This window comes from Microbacterium aoyamense, from assembly GCF_023155855.1.
Taxonomy (GTDB): domain Bacteria; phylum Actinomycetota; class Actinomycetes; order Actinomycetales; family Microbacteriaceae; genus Microbacterium; species Microbacterium aoyamense.
In genome coordinates, this window is sequence record NZ_JAKNUT010000001.1 from 1043184 (window position 1) to 1066500 (window position 23317).

The 23317-nt window shown below is 69.3% G+C and carries 29 protein-coding genes; 19 read left to right on the forward strand and 10 right to left on the reverse strand.

Annotated features, from left to right (window positions below; all coding sequences use genetic code 11):
- Nucleotides 1-110: 110 nt before the first annotated feature.
- Together MA876_RS05375 and MA876_RS05380 are read left to right on the forward strand one after the other, a co-directional pair.
- A complete protein-coding gene (locus MA876_RS05375) occupies nt 111-2300 on the forward strand; it encodes an ATP-dependent Clp protease ATP-binding subunit (RefSeq protein ID WP_248146727.1) in 2190 nt (729 codons plus the stop codon).
- Between the two features lie 24 nt (nt 2301-2324).
- Complete coding sequence (locus MA876_RS05380) at nt 2325-2789, forward strand: hypothetical protein (RefSeq protein ID WP_248146728.1); 465 nt, start codon at nt 2325-2327, stop codon at nt 2787-2789.
- A gap of 2 nt (nt 2790-2791) precedes the next feature.
- Here MA876_RS05380 and MA876_RS05385 read toward each other — a convergent pair whose 3' ends face one another.
- The gene (locus tag MA876_RS05385; RefSeq protein ID WP_248146729.1) at nt 2792-4177 is read right to left on the reverse strand and encodes an MFS transporter; all 1386 of its coding nucleotides are present in this window, start codon (nt 4175-4177) and stop codon (nt 2792-2794) included.
- Between the two features lie 58 nt (nt 4178-4235).
- Between MA876_RS05385 and MA876_RS05390 the strand changes: the two genes are divergently transcribed.
- The 3 genes from MA876_RS05390 (at nt 4236) to MA876_RS05400 (ending at nt 5783) form a co-directional block, all read left to right on the forward strand.
- Nucleotides 4236-4793, forward strand: a complete 558-nt coding sequence (locus tag MA876_RS05390; RefSeq protein WP_248146730.1) for an ArsR/SmtB family transcription factor — start codon at nt 4236-4238, stop codon at nt 4791-4793.
- A 97-nt stretch (nt 4794-4890) separates the two neighbouring features.
- A complete protein-coding gene (gene rraA / locus MA876_RS05395; protein ID WP_248146732.1) occupies nt 4891-5358 on the forward strand; it encodes a ribonuclease E activity regulator RraA in 468 nt (155 codons plus the stop codon).
- 32 nt (nt 5359-5390) lie between these two features.
- Nucleotides 5391-5783 carry a VOC family protein gene (locus tag MA876_RS05400; protein ID WP_248146734.1) on the forward strand — a complete coding sequence of 131 codons (393 nt, stop codon included), beginning with the start codon at nt 5391-5393 and terminating at the stop codon, nt 5781-5783.
- 54 nt (nt 5784-5837) lie between these two features.
- Here MA876_RS05400 and MA876_RS05405 read toward each other — a convergent pair whose 3' ends face one another.
- The gene (locus tag MA876_RS05405) at nt 5838-6938 is read right to left on the reverse strand and encodes an ABC transporter permease (protein WP_248146736.1); all 1101 of its coding nucleotides are present in this window, start codon (nt 6936-6938) and stop codon (nt 5838-5840) included.
- Nucleotides 6935-7819 carry an ABC transporter ATP-binding protein gene (locus MA876_RS05410; protein WP_248146738.1) on the reverse strand — a complete coding sequence of 295 codons (885 nt, stop codon included), beginning with the start codon at nt 7817-7819 and terminating at the stop codon, nt 6935-6937. The genes MA876_RS05405 and MA876_RS05410 overlap by 4 nt, the downstream gene beginning before the upstream one ends.
- Nucleotides 7820-7978: 159 nt before the next feature.
- Here MA876_RS05410 and MA876_RS05415 point away from each other — a divergent pair, with 159 nt between their 5' ends.
- Complete coding sequence (locus MA876_RS05415) at nt 7979-8548, forward strand: NADPH-dependent FMN reductase (protein WP_248146739.1); 570 nt, start codon at nt 7979-7981, stop codon at nt 8546-8548.
- 85 nt (nt 8549-8633) lie between these two features.
- Here the strand turns inward: MA876_RS05415 and MA876_RS05420 are convergent, their stop codons facing one another.
- On the reverse strand, nt 8634-9293 hold the full coding sequence (locus tag MA876_RS05420) for a response regulator (protein ID WP_308221638.1): 660 nt from the start codon (nt 9291-9293) through the stop codon (nt 8634-8636).
- Complete coding sequence (locus MA876_RS05425; RefSeq protein ID WP_248146740.1) at nt 9290-10561, reverse strand: sensor histidine kinase; 1272 nt, start codon at nt 10559-10561, stop codon at nt 9290-9292. The genes MA876_RS05420 and MA876_RS05425 overlap by 4 nt, the downstream gene beginning before the upstream one ends.
- 142 nt (nt 10562-10703) lie before the next feature.
- On the opposite strand from MA876_RS05425, the gene MA876_RS05430 reads away from it, so the two are divergent.
- From MA876_RS05430 to MA876_RS05445, 4 genes are read left to right on the forward strand one after another with little or no spacing between them, the layout of a single operon-like run.
- On the forward strand, nt 10704-11141 hold the full coding sequence (locus MA876_RS05430) for a VOC family protein (RefSeq protein WP_248146741.1): 438 nt from the start codon (nt 10704-10706) through the stop codon (nt 11139-11141).
- The gene (locus tag MA876_RS05435) at nt 11142-11843 is read left to right on the forward strand and encodes a winged helix-turn-helix transcriptional regulator (protein ID WP_248146742.1); all 702 of its coding nucleotides are present in this window, start codon (nt 11142-11144) and stop codon (nt 11841-11843) included.
- A 12-nt stretch (nt 11844-11855) separates the two neighbouring features.
- Nucleotides 11856-12467: a dihydrofolate reductase family protein gene (locus MA876_RS05440; protein WP_248146743.1), complete on the forward strand. Its 612-nt coding sequence runs from the start codon at nt 11856-11858 to the stop codon at nt 12465-12467.
- A 48-nt stretch (nt 12468-12515) separates the two neighbouring features.
- Complete coding sequence (locus MA876_RS05445; RefSeq protein WP_248146744.1) at nt 12516-13067, forward strand: hypothetical protein; 552 nt, start codon at nt 12516-12518, stop codon at nt 13065-13067.
- On the opposite strand, the gene MA876_RS05450 is transcribed toward MA876_RS05445, so the two are convergent.
- Entirely contained in the window at nt 13064-13909 is an 846-nt protein-coding gene (locus tag MA876_RS05450) for an exodeoxyribonuclease III (RefSeq protein WP_248146745.1), read from the reverse strand. The genes MA876_RS05445 and MA876_RS05450 overlap by 4 nt on opposite strands.
- 145 nt (nt 13910-14054) lie before the next feature.
- Between MA876_RS05450 and MA876_RS05455 the strand changes: the two genes are divergently transcribed.
- Genes MA876_RS05455 through pyrE form a run of 8 tightly spaced genes read left to right on the forward strand, consistent with a single transcriptional unit; the run spans nt 14055 to nt 18660 of the window.
- Nucleotides 14055-14681 (forward strand): SipW-dependent-type signal peptide-containing protein, encoded by a 627-nt coding sequence (locus MA876_RS05455; protein WP_248146746.1) that lies wholly within the window; start codon nt 14055-14057, stop codon nt 14679-14681.
- A 6-nt stretch (nt 14682-14687) separates the two neighbouring features.
- Nucleotides 14688-15323 carry a SipW-dependent-type signal peptide-containing protein gene (locus tag MA876_RS05460; protein ID WP_248146748.1) on the forward strand — a complete coding sequence of 212 codons (636 nt, stop codon included), beginning with the start codon at nt 14688-14690 and terminating at the stop codon, nt 15321-15323.
- A gap of 12 nt (nt 15324-15335) precedes the next feature.
- The gene (locus tag MA876_RS05465) at nt 15336-16520 is read left to right on the forward strand and encodes a S24/S26 family peptidase (protein ID WP_248146750.1); all 1185 of its coding nucleotides are present in this window, start codon (nt 15336-15338) and stop codon (nt 16518-16520) included.
- Nucleotides 16517-16954 carry a hypothetical protein gene (locus MA876_RS05470; RefSeq protein WP_248146752.1) on the forward strand — a complete coding sequence of 146 codons (438 nt, stop codon included), beginning with the start codon at nt 16517-16519 and terminating at the stop codon, nt 16952-16954. The genes MA876_RS05465 and MA876_RS05470 overlap by 4 nt, the downstream gene beginning before the upstream one ends.
- Nucleotides 16955-17014: 60 nt before the next feature.
- Nucleotides 17015-17458 carry a hypothetical protein gene (locus MA876_RS05475; RefSeq protein WP_248146753.1) on the forward strand — a complete coding sequence of 148 codons (444 nt, stop codon included), beginning with the start codon at nt 17015-17017 and terminating at the stop codon, nt 17456-17458.
- A gap of 10 nt (nt 17459-17468) precedes the next feature.
- Nucleotides 17469-17696: a ribbon-helix-helix domain-containing protein gene (locus MA876_RS05480; protein ID WP_248146754.1), complete on the forward strand. Its 228-nt coding sequence runs from the start codon at nt 17469-17471 to the stop codon at nt 17694-17696.
- Nucleotides 17693-18058, forward strand: a complete 366-nt coding sequence (locus MA876_RS05485; protein WP_248146755.1) for a type II toxin-antitoxin system PemK/MazF family toxin — start codon at nt 17693-17695, stop codon at nt 18056-18058. The genes MA876_RS05480 and MA876_RS05485 overlap by 4 nt, the downstream gene beginning before the upstream one ends.
- A gap of 23 nt (nt 18059-18081) precedes the next feature.
- The gene (gene pyrE / locus MA876_RS05490) at nt 18082-18660 is read left to right on the forward strand and encodes an orotate phosphoribosyltransferase (RefSeq protein ID WP_248146756.1); all 579 of its coding nucleotides are present in this window, start codon (nt 18082-18084) and stop codon (nt 18658-18660) included.
- A 114-nt stretch (nt 18661-18774) separates the two neighbouring features.
- Here the strand turns inward: pyrE and MA876_RS05495 are convergent, their stop codons facing one another.
- The gene (locus tag MA876_RS05495; RefSeq protein WP_248146757.1) at nt 18775-19347 is read right to left on the reverse strand and encodes a YdeI/OmpD-associated family protein; all 573 of its coding nucleotides are present in this window, start codon (nt 19345-19347) and stop codon (nt 18775-18777) included.
- A 33-nt stretch (nt 19348-19380) separates the two neighbouring features.
- Nucleotides 19381-20190, reverse strand: coding sequence for an HAD-IIA family hydrolase (locus MA876_RS05500; protein WP_248146758.1), 810 nt, complete (start codon nt 20188-20190; stop codon nt 19381-19383).
- 63 nt (nt 20191-20253) lie between these two features.
- Here MA876_RS05500 and MA876_RS05505 point away from each other — a divergent pair, with 63 nt between their 5' ends.
- The gene (locus tag MA876_RS05505) at nt 20254-21189 is read left to right on the forward strand and encodes an SDR family NAD(P)-dependent oxidoreductase (RefSeq protein ID WP_248146759.1); all 936 of its coding nucleotides are present in this window, start codon (nt 20254-20256) and stop codon (nt 21187-21189) included.
- 135 nt (nt 21190-21324) lie between these two features.
- Here the strand turns inward: MA876_RS05505 and MA876_RS05510 are convergent, their stop codons facing one another.
- Both MA876_RS05510 and MA876_RS05515 read right to left on the reverse strand, forming a co-directional pair.
- On the reverse strand, nt 21325-21960 hold the full coding sequence (locus MA876_RS05510; RefSeq protein ID WP_248146760.1) for a metal-dependent transcriptional regulator: 636 nt from the start codon (nt 21958-21960) through the stop codon (nt 21325-21327).
- Nucleotides 21961-21976: 16 nt separating this feature from the next.
- A complete protein-coding gene (locus tag MA876_RS05515; RefSeq protein WP_248146762.1) occupies nt 21977-23266 on the reverse strand; it encodes an Nramp family divalent metal transporter in 1290 nt (429 codons plus the stop codon).
- Between the last annotated feature and the right edge of the window lie 51 nt (nt 23267-23317).

The window sequence follows — 23317 nt, forward strand, 5'->3', positions numbered from 1 at the left end:
GTTCCCGCGCACGTAAGGGCGTGGTCGAAGTGGCATTGCCCCGGTAAGCTCCTCCTGCTAAACTTGAGTCAACACGGCTCAACTTTGCCGGACGACTTTCAGGAGAACGAATGAACGCCACACAGCAGCCCGGGCAGGAGGACGCGCAGAGCGCCCTCGAGCAGTTCGGGATCAACCTCACCGACCGCGCCCGCCAGGGCAAGCTCGACCCCGTCATCGGGCGGGACAGCGAGATCCGTCGGGTCAGCCAGGTGCTGACGCGCCGTACCAAGAACAATCCCGTGCTCATCGGCGAGCCCGGCGTCGGCAAGACCGCCGTCGTCGAGGGCCTCGCGCAGCGCATCGTCGCGGGCGACGTCGCCGAGTCGCTCAAGGGCAAGGAGCTGGTGACGCTCGACATCTCGGCTCTCGTCGCGGGTGCGATGTACCGCGGCCAGTTCGAAGAGCGCCTCAAGAGCGTGCTCAAGGAGATCACCGAGTCCGACGGTCAGATCATCACCTTCATCGACGAACTGCACGTGCTCATGGGCGCGGGCGGCGGTGAGGGATCGGTCGCAGCGTCGAACATGCTCAAGCCCATGCTCGCGCGCGGCGAGCTGCGCCTCATCGGCGCGACGACGCTCAACGAGTACCGCGAGTTCATCGAGAAGGATGCCGCGCTGGAGCGCCGCTTCCAGCAGGTCTACGTGGGCGAGCCCAACGTCGAGGACACCGTCGCGATCCTGCGCGGTCTGAAGGAGCGCTATGAGGCGCACCACAAGGTCGCGATCGCCGATGGTGCCCTCGTGGCCGCGGCATCCATGTCGAACCGCTACATCCCGAGCCGTCAGCTTCCCGACAAGGCGATCGACCTGATCGACGAGGCCGCGTCGCGCCTGCGCATGGAGATCGACTCGGCGCCGCTCGTGATCGACGAGCTGCGCCGGCACGTCGATCGCCTCAAGCTCGAGGAGATGGCACTCAAGCGCGAGAAGGACGACGCGTCGAAGGAGCGCCTCGCGACCCTGCGCGCGACGCTCGGCGCGGAGGAGTCTCGGCTGAAGGAGCTGCAGGACCGCTGGGAGCAGGAGCGCGCGTCGCTCAACCTCGTCGGCGATCTCAAGACCAAGCTCGACGCCGCGCGAATCGAGGCCGAGCGGGCGCAGCGCGAGGGCAACCTCGAGCGGGCGTCCCGGCTGCTGTACGCCGACATCCCGAACCTCGAACGCCAGGTGATGGAGGCCGAGAAGCTCGAGACCGCGGAGGACCGCATGGTCGGTGACCAGGTCACCGACGAAGACATCGCGAAGGTCATCGCGGCCTGGACGGGCATCCCGGTCGGCAGGCTCCTGCAGGGCGAGACCGAGAAGCTGCTGCACCTCGAGCACGAGCTCGGCAAGCGGCTCATCGGGCAGAAGGACGCCGTCAAGACGGTGGCGGACGCCGTGCGGCGCTCCCGCGCGGGCATCAGCGACCCGAACCGACCGACGGGCTCATTCCTCTTCCTCGGCCCGACGGGTGTCGGCAAGACCGAGCTCGCCAAGGCGCTCGCCGAGTTCCTCTTCGACGACGAGCACGCCATGGTGCGCATCGATATGTCGGAGTACGGCGAGAAGCATTCCGTCTCGCGGCTCGTCGGCGCTCCTCCGGGTTACGTCGGCTACGAGCAGGGCGGTCAGCTGACCGAGGCCGTGCGCCGGCGCCCGTACTCGGTCGTGCTGCTCGACGAGGTCGAGAAGGCGCACCCCGAGGTCTTCGACGTGCTGCTGCAGGTGATGGATGACGGTCGTCTGACCGACGGCCAGGGTCGCACGGTCGACTTCACCAATGTCATCCTGATCCTGACGTCCAACCTCGGCTCGCCGATCCTCATCGATCCGACCCTGTCGACCGACGAGAAGCGCGACCAGGTGATGGCGCTCGTGCGACAGGCCTTCCGGCCCGAGTTCGTGAACCGCCTCGACGACACCGTCGTGTTCCACGCTCTCACCGAGGACGACCTCGCGCAGATCGTGGAGCTGTCGGTCGACGCGCTGCAGCGCCGCCTCAAGGACCGCCGGCTGACGCTCGCCGTGACGCCCGACGCGCGAGCCTGGCTCGCCGAGCGCGGGTACGACCCGCTCTTCGGCGCCCGCCCTCTGCGCCGACTCATCCAGTCCGAGATCCAGGACCGCCTCGCGATGGGCATCCTCGCGGGGACGATCCGCGACGGCGACGTCGTGCGCGTGGATGTCTCGGCAGACGGCTCCGCGCTGGCGCTCACGAGCGCGGGGCCTGCGGCCCACGACGATGAGGTGGTCGAGGCGATCCTCGAAGACTGAGTCCGCTGACGGTACGGTCGGTGCATGCACATCGCAGGCACCGGCCGTTTCGTCTTCATCACGCAGTGGATCGCGGCCGTCGTGCTGCCGGCGTTCTTCTTCGTCGGGCGCGCGTTCGTCGGTGCCGATGCCGGCTGGCTCGCGGTGATCGGCATCGTCTACGGCTTCTTCGTCATCCTGCTGCTGCTCCTGCCGCCTCTGCTCACCGTCTTCGATCGCGAGGTGCGCAAGGCCAAGGCGACGCGGCGCTGGTACGACACCGCGACGTTCGTGCTGTGGGGTGCGTTCCTCGTGGCATCCCTCACCGTGCCCGACGCGGGCGACAGCGGACCGGCGAACACGGCGCTCACCAACTGGACGGGCGGATTCGTCACGAACGATGCGGCGGCCGTGATCTGCGGTGTCGCGGGCATCGTCATCGGGCTCGCCTACCTCGCGACCCTCGTGTTCGCCATCATGGGCATCGTGCGGAGGAACCCCGCCGCCTGACCTCAGCGGTCGTCGGCGGTCGGCAGCTCGCGAAGCGTCCAGAACGGCCCGGTGACGACGAAGAGCGCCGAGGCGAGCCCGAGGACCGCGCCGATCCACATCGTCGTCGTGACGCCGAGCCAGGCGCCGAGTCCGCCTGCGAGGAGCGCCGCGATGGGCGTGACCCCCCAGACGACGAAGCGGATGGACGCGTTCATGCGGCCGAGGAGCCGTGGCGGGGTGACCCGCTGGCGGAAGGTCACCTGCGTGATGTTGTAGAGCAGAACCATGAAGCTGCCGATGAACATCTGCACGGTCAGCAGCGGCAGCGCGATCGTCGGCACGAGGGCTGCGACCGGAAGGAAGAGCCCGGCGATGCTGAACGCGATCGCGCTGACGGGGATCGCGCGAGCCTCTCCGACCCATCGGACGATGTGCGGAGTCGCCATCGCGCCGAGGAGCCCTCCCACGGAGCCCAGGGCGAAGACCAGTCCCAGCGATGCGGGGGAGAACCCGAGCTCGCGCAGCAGGAAGATCGGCAGAAGCGTGAAGGAGATGTTGCTCGCGAAGTTCGACAAACCCGTGCAGCCCACGATGCGACGCAAGTAGCGGTTGCCGAAGACCCACCTGATGCCCTCGCCGATCTCATGCATGATCGGGGCGCGCTCGTGCTTCGGGGTGACCACCTCGTTGTCACGCGTGAACGACAGCACGATGAACGACGCGATGTAGGTGAACACGGTCACGACGATGGCGAACGGTGCGGTCACGACGGCGACGAGCCAGCCACCGACAGCGGGACCGGCGATGTTCGCGACCTGAGCGGTCGACTCGAACTTGCCGTTGGCCTCGGCGATCTGCGTCGGACGCACCAGCGACGGGACGATGCTCTGATACGAGACATCGAAGAACACGGTCGCGATGCCCATGATGAGAGCGACGACGTACAGGTGCCACATGTGGAGGACGCCGGCCCACCACAGCAGGGGAAGCGCCGCCAGCGCGATGGCGCGCACCGCATCGGCGACGATCATGACGTGACGCTTGCGCATCCGGTCGATCCACGCCCCCGCCGGCAGCCCCACGAGCAGGAACGCCGCGAACCCGGATGCGGTGAGCACGCCGACCTCGAACTCCGTCGCGTTGAGGATGAGCACCGCGAGCACGGGGATCGCGAGCTCGGTGATCTGCGCGCCGAACTGACTGAACGCCTGACCGCCCCACATGCGCATGAAGTTGGCGTCGCGCCACAGCGAGCGGGCCGTCCCTGCGGTGGCGGGTGCCTGGTCGGCTTCGACGGCGTCGGCGGCGCTGCCACGGGACGCGGGGATGGATGCCTCGGCGCGCGCTTCGGCGCGGATCTCGGCATCCATCGCCTCATCGCTCCGCGGATCGGGTGATTGGGACATGCCAATCAGTGTGAGCGACCGATTGAGAAAAGTCAATCAGTCGCGGTACAGTCGGACGGTGGGTGCGAGAAGAGGCGAAGACCGGATCGTGCTGAGGCCCGACGACGACGACGCCGACCTGCAGGCCAAGGGGCGTGCGCTGAGCTCGCCGCTGCGCATGAGGATCCTGCGCCTGTGCGCCTTCGAGTCGCGCACGAACAAAGAGCTCGCCGAGCTGCTGGGCGTGAATCCCGGCACGATGCTCCATCACGTGCGAACCCTCGTGAACACCGACTTCCTCGTCGCGGAGGAGCCGCGCACCGGCGCGCAGGGCGCGCGCGAAGTGCCCTACCGTGCGACGGGTCTGTCGTGGAAGACGTCGATGCCGCAGGGGAGCCCCATCCTCGTCGAGACCTTCCTGCAGCAGATCGAGGGCTTGGATCCCGAGCAGCTCGACTCGACGTGGATGGGACTCAAGCTCAACGACGAGCACCTCGACGAACTGCGCGAGCGGCTGTACGAGCTGCTGAACGAGTTCAAGGAACGTGGCCCCGACCCCGACGGCGCGACCTACTCGCTGTTCACGACCCTGCATCCCGACGAGAATCCGCCGGCGCCCAGCACCGCGCCCGAATGAGAATCGGTCAACCACGCGAAGTTCGGAGGATTCCCGCGTAGGACTCCGAGGTACGTGTGGTTGACCGATTTTCGTGAGGCGTCGGTAGCCTCGGGGCATGACGATCGCGACGGCAGACCTCTACGACGAACGCGGCGACGAGCTCGATTCACTGTCGATACAGTTCCACGATCTCGGCGGCCGCATCGCGTTCGACGGACCGATCCGCACCGTCCGCTGCCATCGCGACAACGCCCTCGTCAAGAGCGTCCTCGCGACGCCGGGTGACGGTGCCGTGCTCGTGATCGACGGCGGCGGCTCGCTCGAATCGGCGCTCGTGGGCGACCTGATCGCGGCATCCGCCGTCGCCAACGGCTGGGCCGGGATCATCGTGCACGGTGCGATCCGCGACCGCGTCGCGATCGCGGAGCTCCCGTTGGGGGTGAAGGCCCTCGGGTCGAACCCGCGCAAGAGCGCGAAGGACGGCGTCGGTGAGGTCGACGAGCCCGTGACGATCGCGGGTGTCACCTTCACGCCGGGCGGGCACGTGTGGGCCGACCCCGACGGCATCCTCGTCGAGCGGTAGACAGCAGGGCGGTGTCGGCGGATGCTGGGATCATGACCGGATTCCACGCAGACCACGCCTTCAGCGGCTTCTCGATCGACGATGCGAAGGCCGCGCGCGAGTTCTACGCCGACATCCTCGGCATCGAAGTCCACGACAACGAGATGGGCTTCCTCGAGCTGCACCTCGAATCGGGCGCGACGATCCTCGCGTACACGAAGCCGAACCACGAGCCCGCGAGCTTCACGATCCTGAACTTCCCCGTCGACGACATCGACAGCGCCGTGGACGACCTCAACGCCAAGGGCGTCGTGACGAAGATCTACAGCGACGACGAGTTCGCGACCGACTCGAAGGGCATCATGCGGGGCGGGGGCGAGAACGGTCCCGACATCGCGTGGTTCCGCGACCCCGCGGGCAACGTCCTCGCCGTCATGCAGAACTGACGACGGATGCCCCGCCCTCCGAAGCCGGGAGGGCGGGGCATCCATCGTCCGCGGTCAGCCTGCGAGGGCCTCGCGGAGCTTCACCCGTGCGCCCATGCGCAGGAGCGAGTTCTGGTAGATCTTCGCGCCCAACAGGATCGCCGCGATGCACGTCGCGATGAGGATCGCGAGCGACAGCAGGGGCTCCCACCACTCGGCCTGACCGAGGAACATGCGCATCGGCATTCCGACCGGCGCCGAGAACGGCACGTACGACATGATCGTCAGCACCGTCGGGTTGTTCCAGAAGAAGATCACCAGGAAGTACGGCGCCATGATGAGCAGCAGGAGCGGCGTCGTGGTCGAGCCGATGTCCTCCATGCGCGAGACCATCGACGCCGCGGCGGCGAAGAGCGCCGCGAGCAGGATGAACCCGAAGAGGAAGAACACCGCGAACCACGCGATCGGCGCGCCGATGCCCTGCAGCAGCTCGGTCTGACCTGTGATCGTCAAGCCCACGATGGCTATCGCCGCGAGGATCAGCAGCTGACCCATCGCGAGGATCGTGTTGCCGATGACCTTGCCCGCGAGCAGTGCCCGCACGGGGATCGCCGAGATGAGCAGCTCGACGACGCGCGTCTGCTTCTCCTCCACGACGCTCGCGGCGATGGTCGAGCCGAACGTCTGCGCCGAGAACAGGAAGATGATCCCGAAACCGATCGCGGCGATGTAGCCGAGGAAGTTGGTCGCGGCTTCCGGGTTCAGCAGCTCGGTCGGCGGCAATTGCGCGAGGCTCAGCAGCAGTGTCGACGACACGTCGCTCTCGGCGACGACGGTGAAGCCCGTCGGTGACGACGCGTCGCCGACGATGGCGGCATCCACGTCTCCCGCCGTCACGAGGGCCTCGGCTTCGGCGCGGTCGGCGACCGGGGTGATGTTCAGGCCGGCATCCGCCTGTACGTACTGCTCGGCGTCGGCCGTGACGGCGACCGGCGTGCCCGTGTCGTTCTTCGCCGTGAAGCCGAGCCACACGACGCCGACGAGCGCGATCGCGAACAGGATGCCGAACGAGATCAGGAACGACTTGCTGCGCAGCTTCGACCCGATCTCGCGCTCCGCGACGAGCCAGGTGCTCTGAGCGAAGGTCGGGGCCTGGATCTGGGTGGTGGCGCTCACTGGATGACCTCCTTGAAGATCTGGGCGAGGGTGGGATGCTGTGGCGCGAAGCTCGCGACATCCCCCTGTTCGACGGCTCGACGCAGCACGCGCTGCGCGGTCTCGTCGGTGTCGGCGTCGAACACGGCGTAGCCGCCGTCGAAGTCGACGACGTCGATGCCCGGCTCGTCGCGCAGCCACCCGGCGTCGCCGGACGAGACGAGTTCGAATCGGCGGTTCGAGTGCTCGGCGCGCAGCGCCTCGCGCGCACCCGCGGCGCGGATCGTGCCGCCCGCGATGATGACGAGGTCGTCGCAGAGGCGCTCGACGACGTCGAGCTGGTGCGACGAGAACAGCACCGCGACGCCGGCGGAAGCGCGCTCCTGCAGCACTCCCGCGACGACATCGACGGCGAGGGGGTCCAGGCCCGAGAATGGCTCGTCGAGGATGAGCACCTCGGGATCGTGGACGAGGGCGGCGGCGATCTGCGCGCGCTGCTGATTGCCCAGAGAGAGGGTCTCGACGTTGTCGCTCAGGCGCTCGCCGAGTCCGAGCCGTTCGAGCAGCGACGTCGCGCGGGCCGTGGCATCCGGCTTCGAGAAGCCGTGCAGTCTCGCGAGGTAGACGATGTGCTCGAGCACCTTCATCTTCGGGTAGAGCCCGCGCTCCTCGGGCATGTAGCCGAAGCGCCTGCGGTCGGAGGCCGTGATCGCGGCCCCGTCGAGCGCGACGACGCCGTCGTCCTTCGCGAGCACGCCCAGGACGATCCGCATCGTGGTCGTCTTGCCCGCGCCGTTGCCGCCGACGAAGCCCGTCAGCCTTCCCGGCCGCACCTCGAACGACACGTCGTCGAGCACGCGTCGCCCTCCGTAGCTCTTCGTGATTCCCGTGAGTGTCAGCATGCGGTCCACGCTACGGACGGCTGAGTGGTGGGGCATCCCCCCAGCGACGGAGATCGGATTTCATGCGTCGGAATAGATTCCGGATGCCGGTGCTTTCACCTGGATGGAAGTCCACGGTGGTCCCCGCCGGGGACCTCTTTTCGTTTAGGAGCACTCACCATGACCGATCGGACCATCGGCTACATCGTCGGCAGCATCTCGTCGACCTCGATCAACCGCCGCCTCGCGAAGGCGCTCGAGCGCCTCGCGCCCGAGGGCACGACCCTCGTCGAGATCCCGATCAAGGACCTCCCCTTCTACTCGCCCGACTTCGATGCGGACTATCCGCAGGTCGCGCGCGACTTCAAGCAGGCGATCGATGACGTCGACGGCGTCATCATCGTGACGCCCGAGTACAGCCGTTCGATCCCGGGCGTGCTCAAGAACGCCCTCGACTGGGCGGCGCGCCCGTGGGGCCAGGGCTCGTTCAACGGCAAGCCCACGGCGGTCATCGGCACCTCCGGCGGCGGCATCGCGACCGCGGCCGCGCAGCAGCACCTCAAGGCGATCCTGAGCCACTACAACGCGCCCACCCTCGGTCAGCCCGAGGGCTACGTGCAGTCCACGCCCGGCCTGTTCACCGACGCCGGCGAGGTCACGAACGACCAGACCGCCGAGTTCCTGGTGGGCTACCTCGAGGCGTTCGGCGCGCTCATCGAGCGCTACGCCGCCGTGCCCGTCGCGGCCTGACGTCGCAGACCGTAGGAGAATTCGCCGCCTTCGCGCGCTCACTCGGCGCCGGGCGTGGATTCTCCTACGGTTCGGTACGACTCGGCTATGCGAGCCCGTGGCGGTGCGCGTAGACGACCGCCGCGACGCGGTCGCGAGCGCCGAGCTTCTGCAGCACGTTCGACACGTGCGTCTTGACCGTCGCCTCGCCGATGTACAGCTCCCGTGCGATCTCGGCGTTGCTCATCGCCTGCGCGACGAGTACCAGCACTTCGCCCTCGCGCTCGGTGAGGTCGACGACGGGCGCAGCGGGTGGATCCGGTGCTGCCGAAGGCACCGGCGCCGCGAATCTCTCGATGACGCGGCGCGTGACCTCGGGCGCGAGGAGCGCATCGCCCGCCGCGGCGACGCGGACGGCGGTGACGAGGTCCTCGGGGCCGGCGTTCTTCAACAGGAACCCGCTGGCCCCGGCATCCAGCGCCTGGAAGAGGTAGTCGTCGCGGTCGAACGTCGTCACGATCACGACCGCTGACGAGACGCCCGGGTCGGCGACGATCCGACGTGTCGCCTCGATGCCGTCCATGCCCGGCATCTGGACGTCCATGCAGATGACGTCGGGACGGAGGGTGGATGCCGCGGCCACCGCCCGCTCGCCGTCGGCCGCTTCGCCGACGACGACGATGTCCCCCTGAGCCTCGAGGATCATGCGGAATCCGGCGCGCATGACCGCGTGGTCGTCGACGAGCAGCACCCGGACCGCGGTCACGCCGCCACCCCCACGCGCAGGGGCACGCGCATCCGCACGAGGAAACCGCCGCGTGCGCGGGGGCCGATCTCGATCGTGCCGCCCGACGCCGCGGCGCGCTCGCGCATGCCCACGATGCCGAGACCGGGGCGGGATGCCACAGGCACCGCGCGCCCGGTGCTCACGACCTCGAGCTCGAGCGCGGACGTCTCGTAGCGCAGGCGGACGTCGGCCGCGGCATCCGGTCCGCCGTGCCGGCGCGCGTTCGTCAGGGCCTCCTGCGCGACGCGGAACACGTTGACCTGCACCGTGTCGGGCAGATCGACCGGATCGCCCAGGATCGAGAACGTCGTGGGCAGCCCGTTCTCACGCGCATGCGCGACGAGCTCGCCGAGGTCGCCGAGCCGCACGGTGGATCCGTCGACGGGTTCGCCGCTCGGGCCGCGGAGCGTCTCGAGGAGCTGACGGAGCTCGGTCAGCGCCGAACGCGCGGACTCCTCGACGCCGATGAGCGCGCTGCGCGCGGCATCCGGATCCCGTTCCATCACGGCACGCGCCGCGCCCGCCTGCACGCCCATCGCCGAGACGTGGTGTGCGACGACGTCGTGCAGTTCGCGCGCGATGCGCACGCGGTCGAGTGCGACGGCCTGCGCCGCCGTCACTTCGCGCTCGCGCTCGAGCTCGGCGGTGCGCTGCTCGAGCGCCGCGCGCTGCAGGGCCGCCGCATAGGCGCGATCGCCCATGTAGTACGCGCCGCCGAAGAACGCGACGTTGACGAGGAACTGGATGAGCATGAACGCGACGAACGGCGAGAACAGGCCGGCTCGGGAGAGGCCCTCATCGTTCGGCGCGACGGCGGACTGGAAGGTCGTGACGAGCAGCCACACGAACATGCCGATGATGATGAGCACGCGCACGAGCGTCGCGCGGCGGCGATCGTCGACCCACGCACCGACCGTGAACATCGCGATGAAGAGGGCGATGTTGCCGACGTACATCTCGGGGACGCGCAGCGTCCCACCGAGGAAGAATGCGAGCGCGACCACGATCGCGACGATCTCGGGGACGCGTCGGCGGAGCGCGAGCGGTGCGGTGAGGGCGACGGCGTAGACGAGCGACCACTCCATACCGGCCGTCTCGTCGCCGTAGATCCCCGCGACCGCGCCGAGAGCGGTGCTGAGGACGGCGCCCACGAGCAGGCCCGCGGCGAGCCAGGCGTCGTTGCGCAGACCCTCTCGCGTGACCGGCGGACGCGTGGTGGGCGGTGGCGCGATGGGTGCGGCATCCATTCCTCCACGCTACGGGGGAGGAAGGGATGCCGGCATCCGCCGTCAGAGGGAGGTACTTGCTATTGACAAGCACGCTTGTTATTTGCAAGTATCGGTCCAGCGCCGAAGAGCGACTCCGGCGCCCGACCCGCAGGAGCACGACATGACCTCGATCTTCGTGAACATCCCCTCGAACGACCTCGAACGCTCGAAGGGCTACTACACGGCCCTCGGCTGCACGATCAATGCGCTGTTCACCGACGAGAACGCCGCATGTCTCGTCTGGAGCGACGACATCTTCTTCATGGTCCTCACGAAGGAGTACTTCTCGACGTTCACCGACAAGGAGTTCGCCGACCCCAAGACCCACGCGCAGGTGCTCATCTCGATCAGCCGGGACTCGCGCGACGCCGTCGACCGGACGATCGACGCGGGCGTCGCGAACGGAGGCACGGCGCCGGGTGACCCGCAGGACTACGGCTTCATGTACGCGCGCGACCTCGTCGACCCCGACGGCAACGGCATCCAGTTCATGTGGATGGATGCCGCGGCGGCCGAACAGGGTCCCGAGGCGTTCATGGCGGAGCAGGGCCAGGCGTAAGTGGCCTCCCGCAGCTACGGGCAGTACTGCGGGGTCACCAGCGCCGTCGAGCTGATCGGCGAGCGATGGGCGCTGCTCATCGTGCGCGACCTGCTCGTCGGCCCGCGGCGCTACACCGACCTGAAGCAGGGACTCCCCAAGATCCCGACGAACATCCTCTCCACGCGGCTCAAGGAGCTGCAGGAGGGCGGGGTCGTGCGTCGCGTGCCGCTCCTGCACTGCGGGCTCGTGTACGAGCTCACTCCGTACGGTCGCGAGCTCGAGCCCATCGTGCTCGCCCTGGGCCGGTGGGGTTTCGCGGCGATGGGTGATCCCGGTCCCGACGACGTCGTGACGGTCGACTCGATCACGATGGCGCTGCGGACGGCGTTCCGGGCGGATGCCGCGGCATCCCTTCCGTCCGCCGTCTACGACCTGCACGTCGGTGACATCGTGCTCCGCGCCGACGTCGACGGCGACGACCTCGTCGTCACCCAACTCGCGCCGGCCGGTCGACCGACCGCGCCGGGTGCGCCCCGCCGCGCTCGCGAGCCCGACCTGGTCTTCGCGGCGGGCCCCGGCATCCGGCGCGTGATCTCGGGCGAGCTGACGCCTACCGAGGCGATCGACCAGGAGGTCCTGGCGGTCGTCGACGGCGACGCGACGCTGCTCGAGCGCTTCGCCGAGACGTTCTTCATCGAAACCGCTGCTGCGGCGGCATGAAAGGAGCCGGCCATGACCGGACGCATCACGATCGACCTGTTCACGACGCTCGACGGCGTCGCCCAGGCGCCGGGCGGACCCGACGAAGACACCTCGAACGGCTTCCGCTGGGGCGGGTGGCAGGCGCCCATCTTCGATGAGTTCATCGGCGAGCGCATCGCCGCCGGCATCGCGGGCATGGACGCCCTCGTGCTCGGCCGCCGGACCTACGACATCTTCTCGGTGTACTGGCCGCAGCACGAGGACAATCCGATCGGGGCGAGGTTCGCCGAGATCCCGAAGTACGTGGCCTCGCGCAAGGGTCGCGAGATGACGTGGGAGGGTTCGTCGCTGCTCGGCGCCGATGCCCCGGCGGCCGTCGCGGCGCTGCGCGAGAAGCACGACGACATCCACATCATCGGCAGCATCGACTTCGTCCACTCGCTCCTCGCCGCACAGGCATACGACGAGCTCAAGCTCTGGGTGCACCCGATCGTGCTCGGCGAGGGCAAGAAGGTCTTCCCCGACGGCGCCGCACCCGCGAACCTGAAGCTCATCGCGCCGCCCGTCTCCGGCGGCGCGGTCGTCGAACTGCGCTACGCGCCGGCGGGCGTGCCCACGACGGGTGACATGACCGACGACTGACCGGCGTGGGGCGATGGATGCCTCGGCCCGCCGCGCTACGGTGCGGCTGTGGCCGAGGCATCCATCGTCGAAGACAAGCGCCGACGCGACGTGCCCGCCGGGGTCATCATGGTCGGCATGGCGGCCGCGGCGTGGTGGCCCGCCTTCACGCTCGGTGCGTGGGGCGAGATCTTCTTCGACGACATCCTCGCGCTGTGGGCGGTGTCCACTGCCGCGTTCGTCTTCGTGCTCGTCGAGCGCAAGCCCGTCGGCGGTCGCCTCGCGCGAGCGTTCGTCCTGCTGCTGCCGACGGTGTGGCTCGTGCTCAACTTCGTCGTGGGCGACACCGACAACCTCGCCGTCGCGATCGTCGACCTCGCCGCGATCGGAGCAGTCATCATCGGGATCCCGTTCACCCTCTGGGTGCTCGTGCGGATCATCTGGCCCGACTTCGCGACCGAGACCCGCCGCCGCACGAAGTGGCTCATCGCGCTCGTCGTGCTCGGCGTCGTGATCGCATCACTCGTGCTGGGCGCGAACCAGTCGAAGTTCCTCACGTGCGAGGACTTCACGATCAGCGGCAACTCCGAGCCGCCAGGCTGCGTCCCCGCTGAGGACTAGAAGATCATCGGGCGGTCGTCGTCCTCATCCTCTGGCCCCGAGAAGTCGAGGTCGACGACGACCGGCACGTGGTCGCTGGGCGCTTCGCCCTTGCGTTCGTCGCGGTGGATGGATGCCCCGGCCACCGCATCGGCGAGGGCGTGCGAGCCGAGGATGAAGTCGATGCGCATGCCCTCGTTGCGCGGGAAGCGCAGGCGCTTGTAGTCCCAGTACGTGAAGCCCGCCGGCACGAGCGGCCGCACGACGTCCTGCAGTCCTGCCGCCTCGAGCGCGGCGAACGCCTCGCGCTCGGGCCCTGACACGTGCGTCGAGAAGCCTGCGACGACCGTCGGATCTCCGTTGTCGGCGTCGGTCGGGGCGATGTTGAAGTCGCCGACGAGCGCCAGCGCGAGGTCGGGATTCTGCGCGAGCGTCTCGGCCGTGTAGCCGCGGAGCGCCTCGAGCCACTCGAGCTTGTAGAAGTAGTGCGGGTCCTCCAGGGCGCGACCGTTGGGCACGTACAGGCTCCACACCTCGACCCCACCGATCGTCGCACCCAACGCGCGGGCCTCCTGCGGGGCATCCGGACCCGAGTGGTCCTTCGCGAAGCCGGGCATTCCCGGGAACGCGTGACGGACGTTCGTCGGCTGTTCGCGGCTCGCGATCGCGACGCCGTTCCACTGCGAGAACCCGTGCGCCTCGACGTGGAATCCGGCGTCCTCGAAGGCGTCGAAGGGGAACTGGTCGACCTTGCACTTGATCTCCTGCATCGCGAGCACATCGATGTGCTCGCGCACCGCGAAATCGACGATCCGGTCGACGCGGGCGCGGATCGAGTTGACGTTCCAAGTGGCCAGACGCATGCATCCAGCCTAGGCGGGGGGTCGGTCATCATCCCACCGCGCGAGCGCTCTGTAAAGACGTCTTGACAGGCGTCGCTCCGACGGGGCACAACGGATGCAGCGACTGGGGCGCTCCGGGCATTCGACGAAGTAGTCAGGAGCCAGCATGAACAGTTCAAAAACCGCAGCGGAGAAGGCGAGCCGCACCGACCGTCGGCGGATCATCCTCGCGATCCTCGCAGGTGGCGCCGTCCTCGGCGTCGGGGCCGCGATCACACTCGCCGTCTGGAACGATTCGGAATTCGCGACGGGCACGTTCTCGTCGGGCGAGTTCGACCTCGAGGGCAGCACGAACGGCACTGCGTTCTCGAGTGATGAAGAGGCGCCCGGCAAGACGCTCGCGTTCCAGCTGAACGCCGATGCCCTCTCGCCGAATGACGTCGTCTACGCGCCGTTCGCCCTGCAACTCTCGGCCGATTCGGACTATTCGGCGACGGTCGACCTCTCGAACGCAAGTGACGGCGACATCGGGGCGAACCTGACGTACGACCTCTACGCAGGGGGCGAGTTCGACGCGGCCTGCTCGGCAGCGACGCCCCCCACCGGCACCCCGCTGGTCGCGGATCGCGCTGCGACGGAGGCGGGCGTGGTCGCCGACATCCTCACGCTGTCAGCAGCCGCCACCCCCACGAACCTGTGCTTCGTCGTGACCGCCGGCGCAGATCTGGACCAGAGCCAGTCCGGCACCATCACGTGGGAGTTCGCAGGCACGTCGGTGACTCCGCTGCCGTAGACGGCCATGGACACGCGGAGATCGGCACGGCGTCATCGGCGCCTGCAGAAGATCGCAGCCGTGCTCGCGGCCGGCGTCGTGCTGGGCGTCGGATCGATCGCGACGATCGCGGCCTGGACCGACAACGAGAACGCGACGGGGAGCTTCGGAGCGAGCATCTTCGACACCGAGTCGCAGTCCGCGGGCAGCCCGGCGTACGCCAGCAGACCGACGGCACCCGGCGCGACCCTCACGTTCAACGCGACCGCGATGTCGCCGAGCACGTCGTACTTCGCGTGGCTCAACATCCGAACGACGACGACCACGACCGTCGGCGGAAACGTGACACTCACCGGCGCGGCGGCGACGGGGACGCTCGCCCCGGCCCTCCAATATCGACTGATCCGGCTGGGTGGGGTGGGGAGTGCGGCGAACTGCGTCTCGACGGCGTTCACCGCCGGCTCGGTCTATCTGGCAGGGTCGAGCACCACGTACTCGACGGTGACGACGGTGCCGGCGTCGCCCCTCGCGAACCCGATCGGCGCGAGCGGAGCCGAGCTCGGATTCTGCGTCGAAGTTCGCGTGGCGGCAGGCTCGGCCAACACGTATCAAGGGCAGACCGCGACGGTGACCTGGACCTTCACGGCGACGTCCGCGGACTGATCGGACGGCGGGATGCGGCGCACGTGGACGATCGTCGGGGATGTCGCCCTCGCCCTCGCGGCGGTGGTGGGAGCGCTGTGCATCGTCGTGTTCGTGTGCGGCTTCGCGTTCGGCATGCGGGTGGTCCTCTTCAGCACGGGGTCGATGACCCCCACGATTCCGGCCGGCTCGGCCGCGATCACGCGCGAGCTGCCCGCCGCCGACATCTCCCCGGGCGATGTCGTGATGGTCGATCGCCCGGGCAAGCTCCCGATCACCCACCGCGTCGTCTCGGTCGCGTCAGTGCCCGACGCGCCGGCATCCCGTCTCATCGTCATGCGCGGCGACGCCAACGCCGTCGACGACCCGCTGCCGTACGAAGTGGATCGTGTCGGACTGGTCGTGTTCTCGGTTCCGGGGATCGCTCAGGCGATCTCGTCTCTGCGGAGCCCATGGGTGCTCGCCGGTGCGACGGTCGCCGCGACGGCACTGGTCGTGGTCGTGTGCTGGCCGCGGCGCGGGCGGCGTCCTCGCGTCGAGGCCGAGGAACGGGATGCCGGCGGCGCGACCGCCGCCGCGACGAGAACGGCTTCGTGCATCGCGCTCGTATGCGCGCTCGTCCTCGCGCCCGCCGCCGACGGCGGGCAGGCCGCACGAGCGGCGGAGGGCGGCGACGAGGAGCTCATCGAGGGCGAGGTCATCCGGCTCATGTCGATCTGGGACGAATCCATGAGCGACCTCGTTCCGGGAGCCGAGGGCGTCTGGCAGGTCGGGGTGTCCGCCGACGCAGCCGAGCCGGGTGTGGTGCGCGTCATGATCGCCAGCTCGGGCGAGGCAGGACTCGGGCTGCGGTACGACGTCCAGTCCTGCATCGTGCGCTGGGCGGAGGACTCCTGCGCGTCGGCGAGGACGCAGCTGCTCGCCGATCAGACCGTGCCCCTCGACGGCCAGGAACGCCAGCTCCTCGAGATGGCGGACGACGAGACGGCGTGGCTCCGCATCGCCGTGAGGATGCCTCCGACGACCAGTGACGACATCGACGGCCAGGTCGACGTGCGTGTGCGCGCGGTCGGAATGGGCGACGATGTCGCCGTGGGCGGGGCCGATGGGCACGCTCTCGCACCTACGGGCGCGCGGGCGGTCTGGCTGCTCGTCCCCGCAGCGTTCGCCGTGCTGACGGCGGGCATCGTTCTGCTCGCGCGACGGAGGCCGTCGTGATCCGGCGGGTCGCGGCATCCATCGCAGTCCTCGGACTCGCGTGCGTCATCGCCGTGCCCGCGGTCACGCGCGACACGCAGGCGGCATGGACGGACGGCGAGGTGGCTCGCGGCGCCGGCCTCACGGCGGGGACTGTCAGCCCACCGACGGCGCTCACGTGCAACGCCGCCATCGGTTCGGCGACGCTCCGATGGACGCCGCCGGCGGGCGGGCTCGCGCGCACCGGCTACCGATGGGCGGTGACGGGGGGCTCGACCGGCTCCGGCACGCTGGCCGCGAACGTGACGAGCCTTCAACTGACAGGGGGCTTGCTGACGCTCGGCACGGGAACCTTCTCGCTCTACGCCGTCGGTCCGGGCGGCTGGGAGTCGACACCGGTCCGAGCGACCGTCACCGTCGTGCTCGGCCTGCTCTGGGGCTGCACGGTTCCCTGACCGCCTTTCTCACGGCCCGCCGCCGAGCGGTGGACGAATGCCGCCTCCTACCGTGGAGGTATGACCACGGCGCCCGCGCGGTGGACGCGCACCGCACTCCTGATCATCGGCTGGTTCAGCCTCGCCTCGGCACTCGTCGGCATGATCGGGCTCACGTTGTTCGGCGGGATGGGCATCCCGCTCGCCTGGATCGAGGGGACCCCGTTCTCTTCCTACTTCTGGCCCGGAATCATCCTCGGTCTCGTCGTCGGCGGATCGCAGGCGGCTGCCCTCGCGGCGCAGTACGCCCGTCTCGCACTCGCATGGGGACTCCATGCGGCGGCCGGACTCGTGATGACGGTCTGGATCTTCGTGGAGATCGCCCTGATGCTCGTGTGGTCGCCGCTGCACGGCATCTACTTCGTCACGGGATTCGTGCAGGTCGTGGTCGCGGTGCTCGCGCTCGGAGCGTGGCCGCGCCCGTTCCTCCGCCGGGAGGTAGCAAGAAAGGTAGGAGTCGAGTAGCATTCTCGCCATGGCGTACGCGAAGGTGAGTCTGAGTCTCGACGACCGCGATATCTCGTTCCTCGACGGCGAGACGTCGGCCGGGCGTTTCGCCAGTCGCTCCGCGGCGGTACAGGAGGCCGTGCGGCTGCTGCGTGAGAGCCGCCTCGCCGACGCTTATGCGGAGGCGTACGGAGAATGGCAGGAGTCCGACGACGGTGCCGCGTGGGACGCGGCATCCGGCGACGGCCTGTCATGACCGACGCGATCCCTCTGCTGCGGCGCGGTCAGATCGTCTGGATCGATCTGGATCCTTCACGCGGGAACGAGGCGGCCCGGATGCGCCCGGCCGTCGTCGTCAGCAACAACACGGCGAACACGGCCGCCGTGCGCGTCGGCGGAGTCGTCACCATCGTGCCGCTGACGACGAACACGACGCGGGTCTTCGGCTTCCAGGTTCTGCTGCCCGCCGGTCGCACCGGGCTGACGCGGGACTCCAAGGCGCAGGCGGAGCAGGTGCGCGCGGTGTCGGTCGATCGGATCGCGGGCGTCGCGGGGTGGGTGCCCGAGGAGTCCATGATCGAGATCGACGGAGCCCTGCGCCTGCACCTCGCGCTGTAGCCGGCATCCGTAGACTCGGGGGCATGACCGTCGCCTCCACGCCCGAGCTCGAAGCCGACCGCCAGTACCTCATCGCCCTCATCGAGGACGAAGCGGTCTTCCACGGCGATTTCACCCTGTCATCCGGCAAGCAGGCGACGTACTACGTCGACATGCGCAAGCTCACGCTCGATCACCGGGCGGCTCCCGCGATCGGACGCATCATGCTCGACCTCATCCGCGATGTCGACGGCATCGTCGCGGTCGGCGGGTTGACGCTCGGCGCCGACCCCATCGCGAATGCCGTCATGCACGAGTCGACGCGCACGCACCGCCCGCTCGATGCGTTCGTCGTGCGCAAGGAGCCGAAGGACCACGGCCGCGGGCGTCAGCTGGAGGGGGCGGATGTCGCGGGCAAGCGCGTCATCGTCGTCGAGGACACGTCGACGACGGGGCAGTCGGCGCTCAAGGCCGTCGAAGCGCTGCGGCGCGAAGGCGCCGAGCCCGTCGCGGTCGCGGTGATCGTCGACCGCAAGACGGGCGCTCAGGCGGCGGTCGAGGCGGAAGGCCTCGCGTGGCTCGCGGCGATCGACCTCGACGACCTGGGTCTGGACCCGCAGTAAGTCAGTCGTCGCGCTTGCCGCGGCTGCGCCACCACTGCCACACCAGCACGACGACCGTGCCGAGCAGGATGACGAAGGTCGTGGCGAACAGCAGATTCTGCTCGACGGCCGAGATCACGGTCGTACTCCTTTCGCGGCATCCGCGACGATCTTCGCGATCCGCGCCGCGCGCGTCTCGGGGCGTCGCGCCATGTCGACGGTCGCGATCCCGAGCTTGCGCGCCGAGGGCGGGAAGGCGTCCCACGACGCCCGCGCCGCGGGGTCGGCATCGAGCCCAGCGGCGAGGTCGTCGGGCTCTCGCAGAGCCTCGGAGTTGTCGAGGATGGTCCACGAGCCGTTGGCCTTCGCGACCTCGACCACGGCTCGACCGGCCTCGGTCATGAGCCCCGCTTCTTCGAGCTCGATCAGTCGCGCCTTGTTCGTCGCCGCCCAGCCGCTGTTCGGGCGCCTCGGCGAGAACCAGAGGCCCCCGCGCTCGGTGTCGAACGAGCGCACCGGGCCATCGATCCACCCGAAGCACAGGGCGTGACGGATCGCGTCCTCGTACTCGACGAGCGCGAGCCCTGATCCCGCGCGGGGCCTCACGAGCCACGCGCCCTTCGAGTCGCGATGGTTCTCGACGAGCCACGCGCGCCAGGCCGCGGCATCCGTCGCTTCGACGCGCTCGCCGTCATCCAGTGCACCCACACCGCGACCCTACCGCCGCGGCCCGACACCCACTCAGAGGATGTCGGGCTCTTCGGCCTCGATCGGCTCGCTCGACAGCAGGTCGGCGACCGAGCCCACGATCTCGTCGGGACGGAAGGGAAAGCGCTCGATCTCGCGGGTGTCGCTGATGCCGGTGAGCACGAGCACGGTGTGCAGACCGGCCTCGATGCCCGCGACGACATCGGTGTCCATGCGGTCGCCGATCATTCCCGTGTTCTCGGAGTGCGCGCCGATGCGGTTGAGCGCCGAGCGGAACATCATGGGGTTCGGCTTGCCGACGACGTACGGCTCCATGCCGGTCGCCTTCGTGATGAGGGCCGTGATCGCGCCCGTCGCGGGCAGGACTCCGTCGACCGAGGGGCCCGTGGCATCCGGGTTCGTCGCGATGAAACGCGACCCCGCCCCGATGAACCGGATCGCCTTCGTGATCGCCTCGAACGAGTAGTTGCGCGTCTCGCCGACGACGACGTAGTCGGGTTCGGTCTCGGTCATGATGAAGCCGGCTTCGTGCAGGGCCGTCGTGAGCCCCGCCTCGCCGATCACGAAGGCCGAGCCTCCGGGCATCTGCGACTGCAGGAAGTCGGCCGTCGCGAGCGCCGACGTCCAGATCGACTCCTCGGGCACGCGGAGTCCGGATGCCCGCAGGCGCGCCGACAGGTCGCGCGGCGTGAAGATCGAGTTGTTCGTCAGCACGAGGAACGGCGTGCCCTGATCGCGCCACTGCTGCAGCAGTTCGGCCGCACCCGAGATCGGCGTGTTCTCGTGCACGAGCACGCCGTCCATATCGGTCAGCCAGCATTCGATGTCGGCGCGGGTCCGCATGCCCGTCAGCCTATCGGGGTGGGGTGGCGGGATGCGTGCGCGAGAAGGCGTAGGGTCGGACTCGTGCGCGCCGCCTGGAGCCTTCCCGACCTCACGGGTCGCACGTATCTCATCACGGGCTCCAACAAGGGCCTCGGCTACTTCTCCGCCGAGCATCTGGTGCGAGCGGGGGCTCACGTCGTCATGACGGGCCGCAGCCCGAACCGCCTCGCGGCGGCGCGCGCCGCGCTGCGGCGACGGAATCCGGATGCCGCGCCCGAGCAGGTCGAGACCCTGCTGCTCGACACGAGCAATCTCGGTTCGGTACGCGCCGCTGCCGCGAGCGCCAAGGTGCGGGGGAGCCTGGACGGCCTCCTGCTCAACGCCGGGATCGTGCACCCGCCCGAGAAGCGCGAGACGACCGGCGACGGTCACGAAGTGGTCTTCGCGACGAACGTGCTCGGGCACTTCGCGCTCGCGGGTGAGCTGCTCACGACCCTCGCCGCGGCCTCGGGCCGCATGGTCTGGCTCGGCAGCATGTCGACGTCGATGTGGCAGTACGACCCGGTCGATCCGCAGCTCGTTGAGGGTTACACCGCATGGCGCGCGTACGTCCAGTCCAAGGTCGCGACGACGGCGCTCGGCCTCGAGGCGGATCGGCGCCTGCGCGCGGCGGGAGTGCCGGTCCGCAGCGTCATCGCCCACCCCGGCTATTCGACGAGCGGGCGGACGCCGGGCATCTCGGGCGTCAACGAGCCGACGAAGCTCACGCGCTTCGCCGACAACCTGCAGGCCGTCATCACGCAGTCCAAAGAGGACGGCGCGCTTCCCCTCGTTCAGGCGCTCGCGGGCGACGGAGTCGAGGGTGGCTCGTTCTGGGGTCCGCGATTCGTCGCGACCGGTGCGCCGCGCGCGGCGAAGCCGTCGCGCGTCACCCGGTCGCCCGAGCTGGGCGAGCGCCTGTGGACCACGGCCGAGGATGCGACCGGCGTGCGCTGGCCTTTCGCCGCCGCGGGTTGATCGGACCCCGAGCTCGGTTGCAAACCGGAGGAGTCTCGGGTGCATGGGCATCGGGAGCGCCGTCGCCGCACGAAATCTCCTACGGTTTGCGACGTCGCGTCGCTGCCAGCCCCGGCTCGGGGTCTGGAGAACCGGCTACGCGCTGAGCCAGATCGCCTCGGCGGCGCCGGCGGGCAGAGCGACGTCGAGATCCGCGATGCGGAGGGATGCGGCATCCGTCACCGTCACCTCCGCGCCCACCTCGACACCTGCCGCCTCGACGGCGCGCAGCAGTTCGGGGTCGCGGTCGCTCACGCGCAGCACGCGACCCGCGTGCCCGGTGGGAGCGGCGGCCAGGAGTACGAAGGCTTCGCGGTGGACGGTGCCCGCGGCATCCGGAATCGCATCGCCGTGCGGGTCGAACCGCGGTCGGCCCAGGCGGTCGTCGATGCCCTCGAGCAGGCGGTCGCTGATCGCGTGCTCGAGCACTTCGGCCTCGTCGTGCACTTCGTCCCACGAGTAGCCGAACTCGCGCACGAGCCACGTCTCGATGAGGCGGTGCCGGCGGATGATGGCGGCCGCGCGCTGCTCGCCCTCGGGCGTGAGCGACACGGGCCCGTACGGACGATGCGAGACGAGGCCCTGCGCCGCGAGCTTCTGCACCATCTCGGTCACGCTCGAGGGCGCGAGCCCGAGCTCGGCCGCGAGCTGCGACGGCGTGATGCGATCGGTCTGCCACTCGGTGTGGTGGTAGATCGTCTTGAGGTAGTCGTCGATCGCGGGCGAGGGCACGCTTAAGGCTACCGAGTCACGCCCCGGTCAGAACGAGCCACAGCAGCACGCCGTTGAGGGCGATGAGGAAGACGGATGCCGCGACCCCCGCGATCGTCGTGCCCACGCGATTGCGGAACTGTCCCAGCACATCCCTTTTCGCCGTCAGCGCGACGAGCGGGATGAGCGCGAACGGGATGCCGAACGACAGCACGACCTGACTCAGCACGAGGGCGAGCGTCGGGTCGAAGCCGACGGCCAGGATCGCGAGCGCGGGCACGAGCGTCACGAGCCGCCGCGCCAGCAGCGGGATCCGCACGCGCAGAAGCCCGTGCATGATCTCGGCCCCCGCGTACGCGCCCACCGACGTGCTCGCGAGACCGCTCGCGAGCAGTCCGACCGCGAACAGTGTCGCGACGAGCGGGCCGATGCCGTCGCGCAGCGCCGCGTACGCGCCTTCGAGCGAGTCGGTGCCCGGCACGCCCGCGAGGTTCGCGGCGGCGAGCAGCAGGATGCACAGGTTCACGGTGCCTGCGATGAGCATCGCGATCGTGACGTCCCACTTCGTCGCGCGCAGCAGTCGCGGCGTGGAGATTCCCCGGAGCTGCTCGAGCTCGGGAGCGGGGACCCGGGTGAGGGTCGTGCCGGGGGCGAACCTGTCGCGCGCGAGCGCGCTGTGGGCGTAGATCGCGTGCGGCATGATCGTGGCACCGAGGATGGATGCCGCGAGCAGCACCGACTCGGTGCCTTCGAAGCGGGGGACGAGACCGCCCACGATCGCGCCGGGATCGGGCGGGCCGATGAAGACGCCGAACGTGAAGCCGATCGCGATGATCACGACGAGGCCGATCACGACGAACTCGAACGTGCGCGCGCCGCGGCGGGACTGAACGAGCAGGAGGGCGATCGACACGACGCCCGTGATGACCCCGCCCCACACGAGCGGGATGCCGAAGAGCAGGTTGAGCGCGACGGCCCCGCCGATGACCTCGGCGATGTCGGTCGCCATCGCGACGAGCTCGGCCTGCAGCCAATAGGCCCGCCGGCCCCACGGATTCTTGATGCGCTCCCCGAGGGTCTCGGGCAGACTGCGGCCCGTCACGATGCCGAGCTTCGCCGAGAGGTACTGGATGAGCCACGCCATGACGTTGCCGATGACGACGACCCACACGAGCAGGTAGCCGAACTTGGCTCCCGCCGTCATGTTGCTCGCGACGTTGCCGGGATCGAGGTACGCGACGCCGGCGACGAGCGCAGGCCCGATGAGCCACGCGAGGCGCGGGGTCGTGCGGCGGCGCTCGACGGTGAGGGTCGCAGATTTCGGCATACCGAAAAGCTAGCGCACTTTTCGGCGCGCCGAAACTTCCGCGGGCCGCTA

Coding starts and splice junctions, on each gene's coding strand:
- MA876_RS05375 (WP_248146727.1), top strand. CDS start 111: ATGAACGCCACACAGCAGCCCGGGCAGGAGGACGCGCAGAGCGCCCTC.
- MA876_RS05380 (WP_248146728.1), top strand. CDS start 2,325: ATGCACATCGCAGGCACCGGCCGTTTCGTCTTCATCACGCAGTGGATC.
- MA876_RS05385 (WP_248146729.1), bottom strand. CDS start 4,177: ATGTCCCAATCACCCGATCCGCGGAGCGATGAGGCGATGGATGCCGAG.
- rraA (WP_248146732.1), top strand. CDS start 4,891: ATGACGATCGCGACGGCAGACCTCTACGACGAACGCGGCGACGAGCTC.
- MA876_RS05400 (WP_248146734.1), top strand. CDS start 5,391: ATGACCGGATTCCACGCAGACCACGCCTTCAGCGGCTTCTCGATCGAC.
- MA876_RS05410 (WP_248146738.1), bottom strand. CDS start 7,819: ATGCTGACACTCACGGGAATCACGAAGAGCTACGGAGGGCGACGCGTG.
- MA876_RS05415 (WP_248146739.1), top strand. CDS start 7,979: ATGACCGATCGGACCATCGGCTACATCGTCGGCAGCATCTCGTCGACC.
- MA876_RS05425 (WP_248146740.1), bottom strand. CDS start 10,561: ATGGATGCCGCACCCATCGCGCCACCGCCCACCACGCGTCCGCCGGTC.
- MA876_RS05430 (WP_248146741.1), top strand. CDS start 10,704: ATGACCTCGATCTTCGTGAACATCCCCTCGAACGACCTCGAACGCTCG.
- MA876_RS05440 (WP_248146743.1), top strand. CDS start 11,856: ATGACCGGACGCATCACGATCGACCTGTTCACGACGCTCGACGGCGTC.
- MA876_RS05450 (WP_248146745.1), bottom strand. CDS start 13,909: ATGCGTCTGGCCACTTGGAACGTCAACTCGATCCGCGCCCGCGTCGAC.
- MA876_RS05455 (WP_248146746.1), top strand. CDS start 14,055: ATGAACAGTTCAAAAACCGCAGCGGAGAAGGCGAGCCGCACCGACCGT.
- MA876_RS05460 (WP_248146748.1), top strand. CDS start 14,688: ATGGACACGCGGAGATCGGCACGGCGTCATCGGCGCCTGCAGAAGATC.
- MA876_RS05465 (WP_248146750.1), top strand. CDS start 15,336: ATGCGGCGCACGTGGACGATCGTCGGGGATGTCGCCCTCGCCCTCGCG.
- MA876_RS05475 (WP_248146753.1), top strand. CDS start 17,015: ATGACCACGGCGCCCGCGCGGTGGACGCGCACCGCACTCCTGATCATC.
- MA876_RS05480 (WP_248146754.1), top strand. CDS start 17,469: ATGGCGTACGCGAAGGTGAGTCTGAGTCTCGACGACCGCGATATCTCG.
- MA876_RS05485 (WP_248146755.1), top strand. CDS start 17,693: ATGACCGACGCGATCCCTCTGCTGCGGCGCGGTCAGATCGTCTGGATC.
- pyrE (WP_248146756.1), top strand. CDS start 18,082: ATGACCGTCGCCTCCACGCCCGAGCTCGAAGCCGACCGCCAGTACCTC.
- MA876_RS05500 (WP_248146758.1), bottom strand. CDS start 20,190: ATGCGGACCCGCGCCGACATCGAATGCTGGCTGACCGATATGGACGGC.
- MA876_RS05515 (WP_248146762.1), bottom strand. CDS start 23,266: ATGCCGAAATCTGCGACCCTCACCGTCGAGCGCCGCCGCACGACCCCG.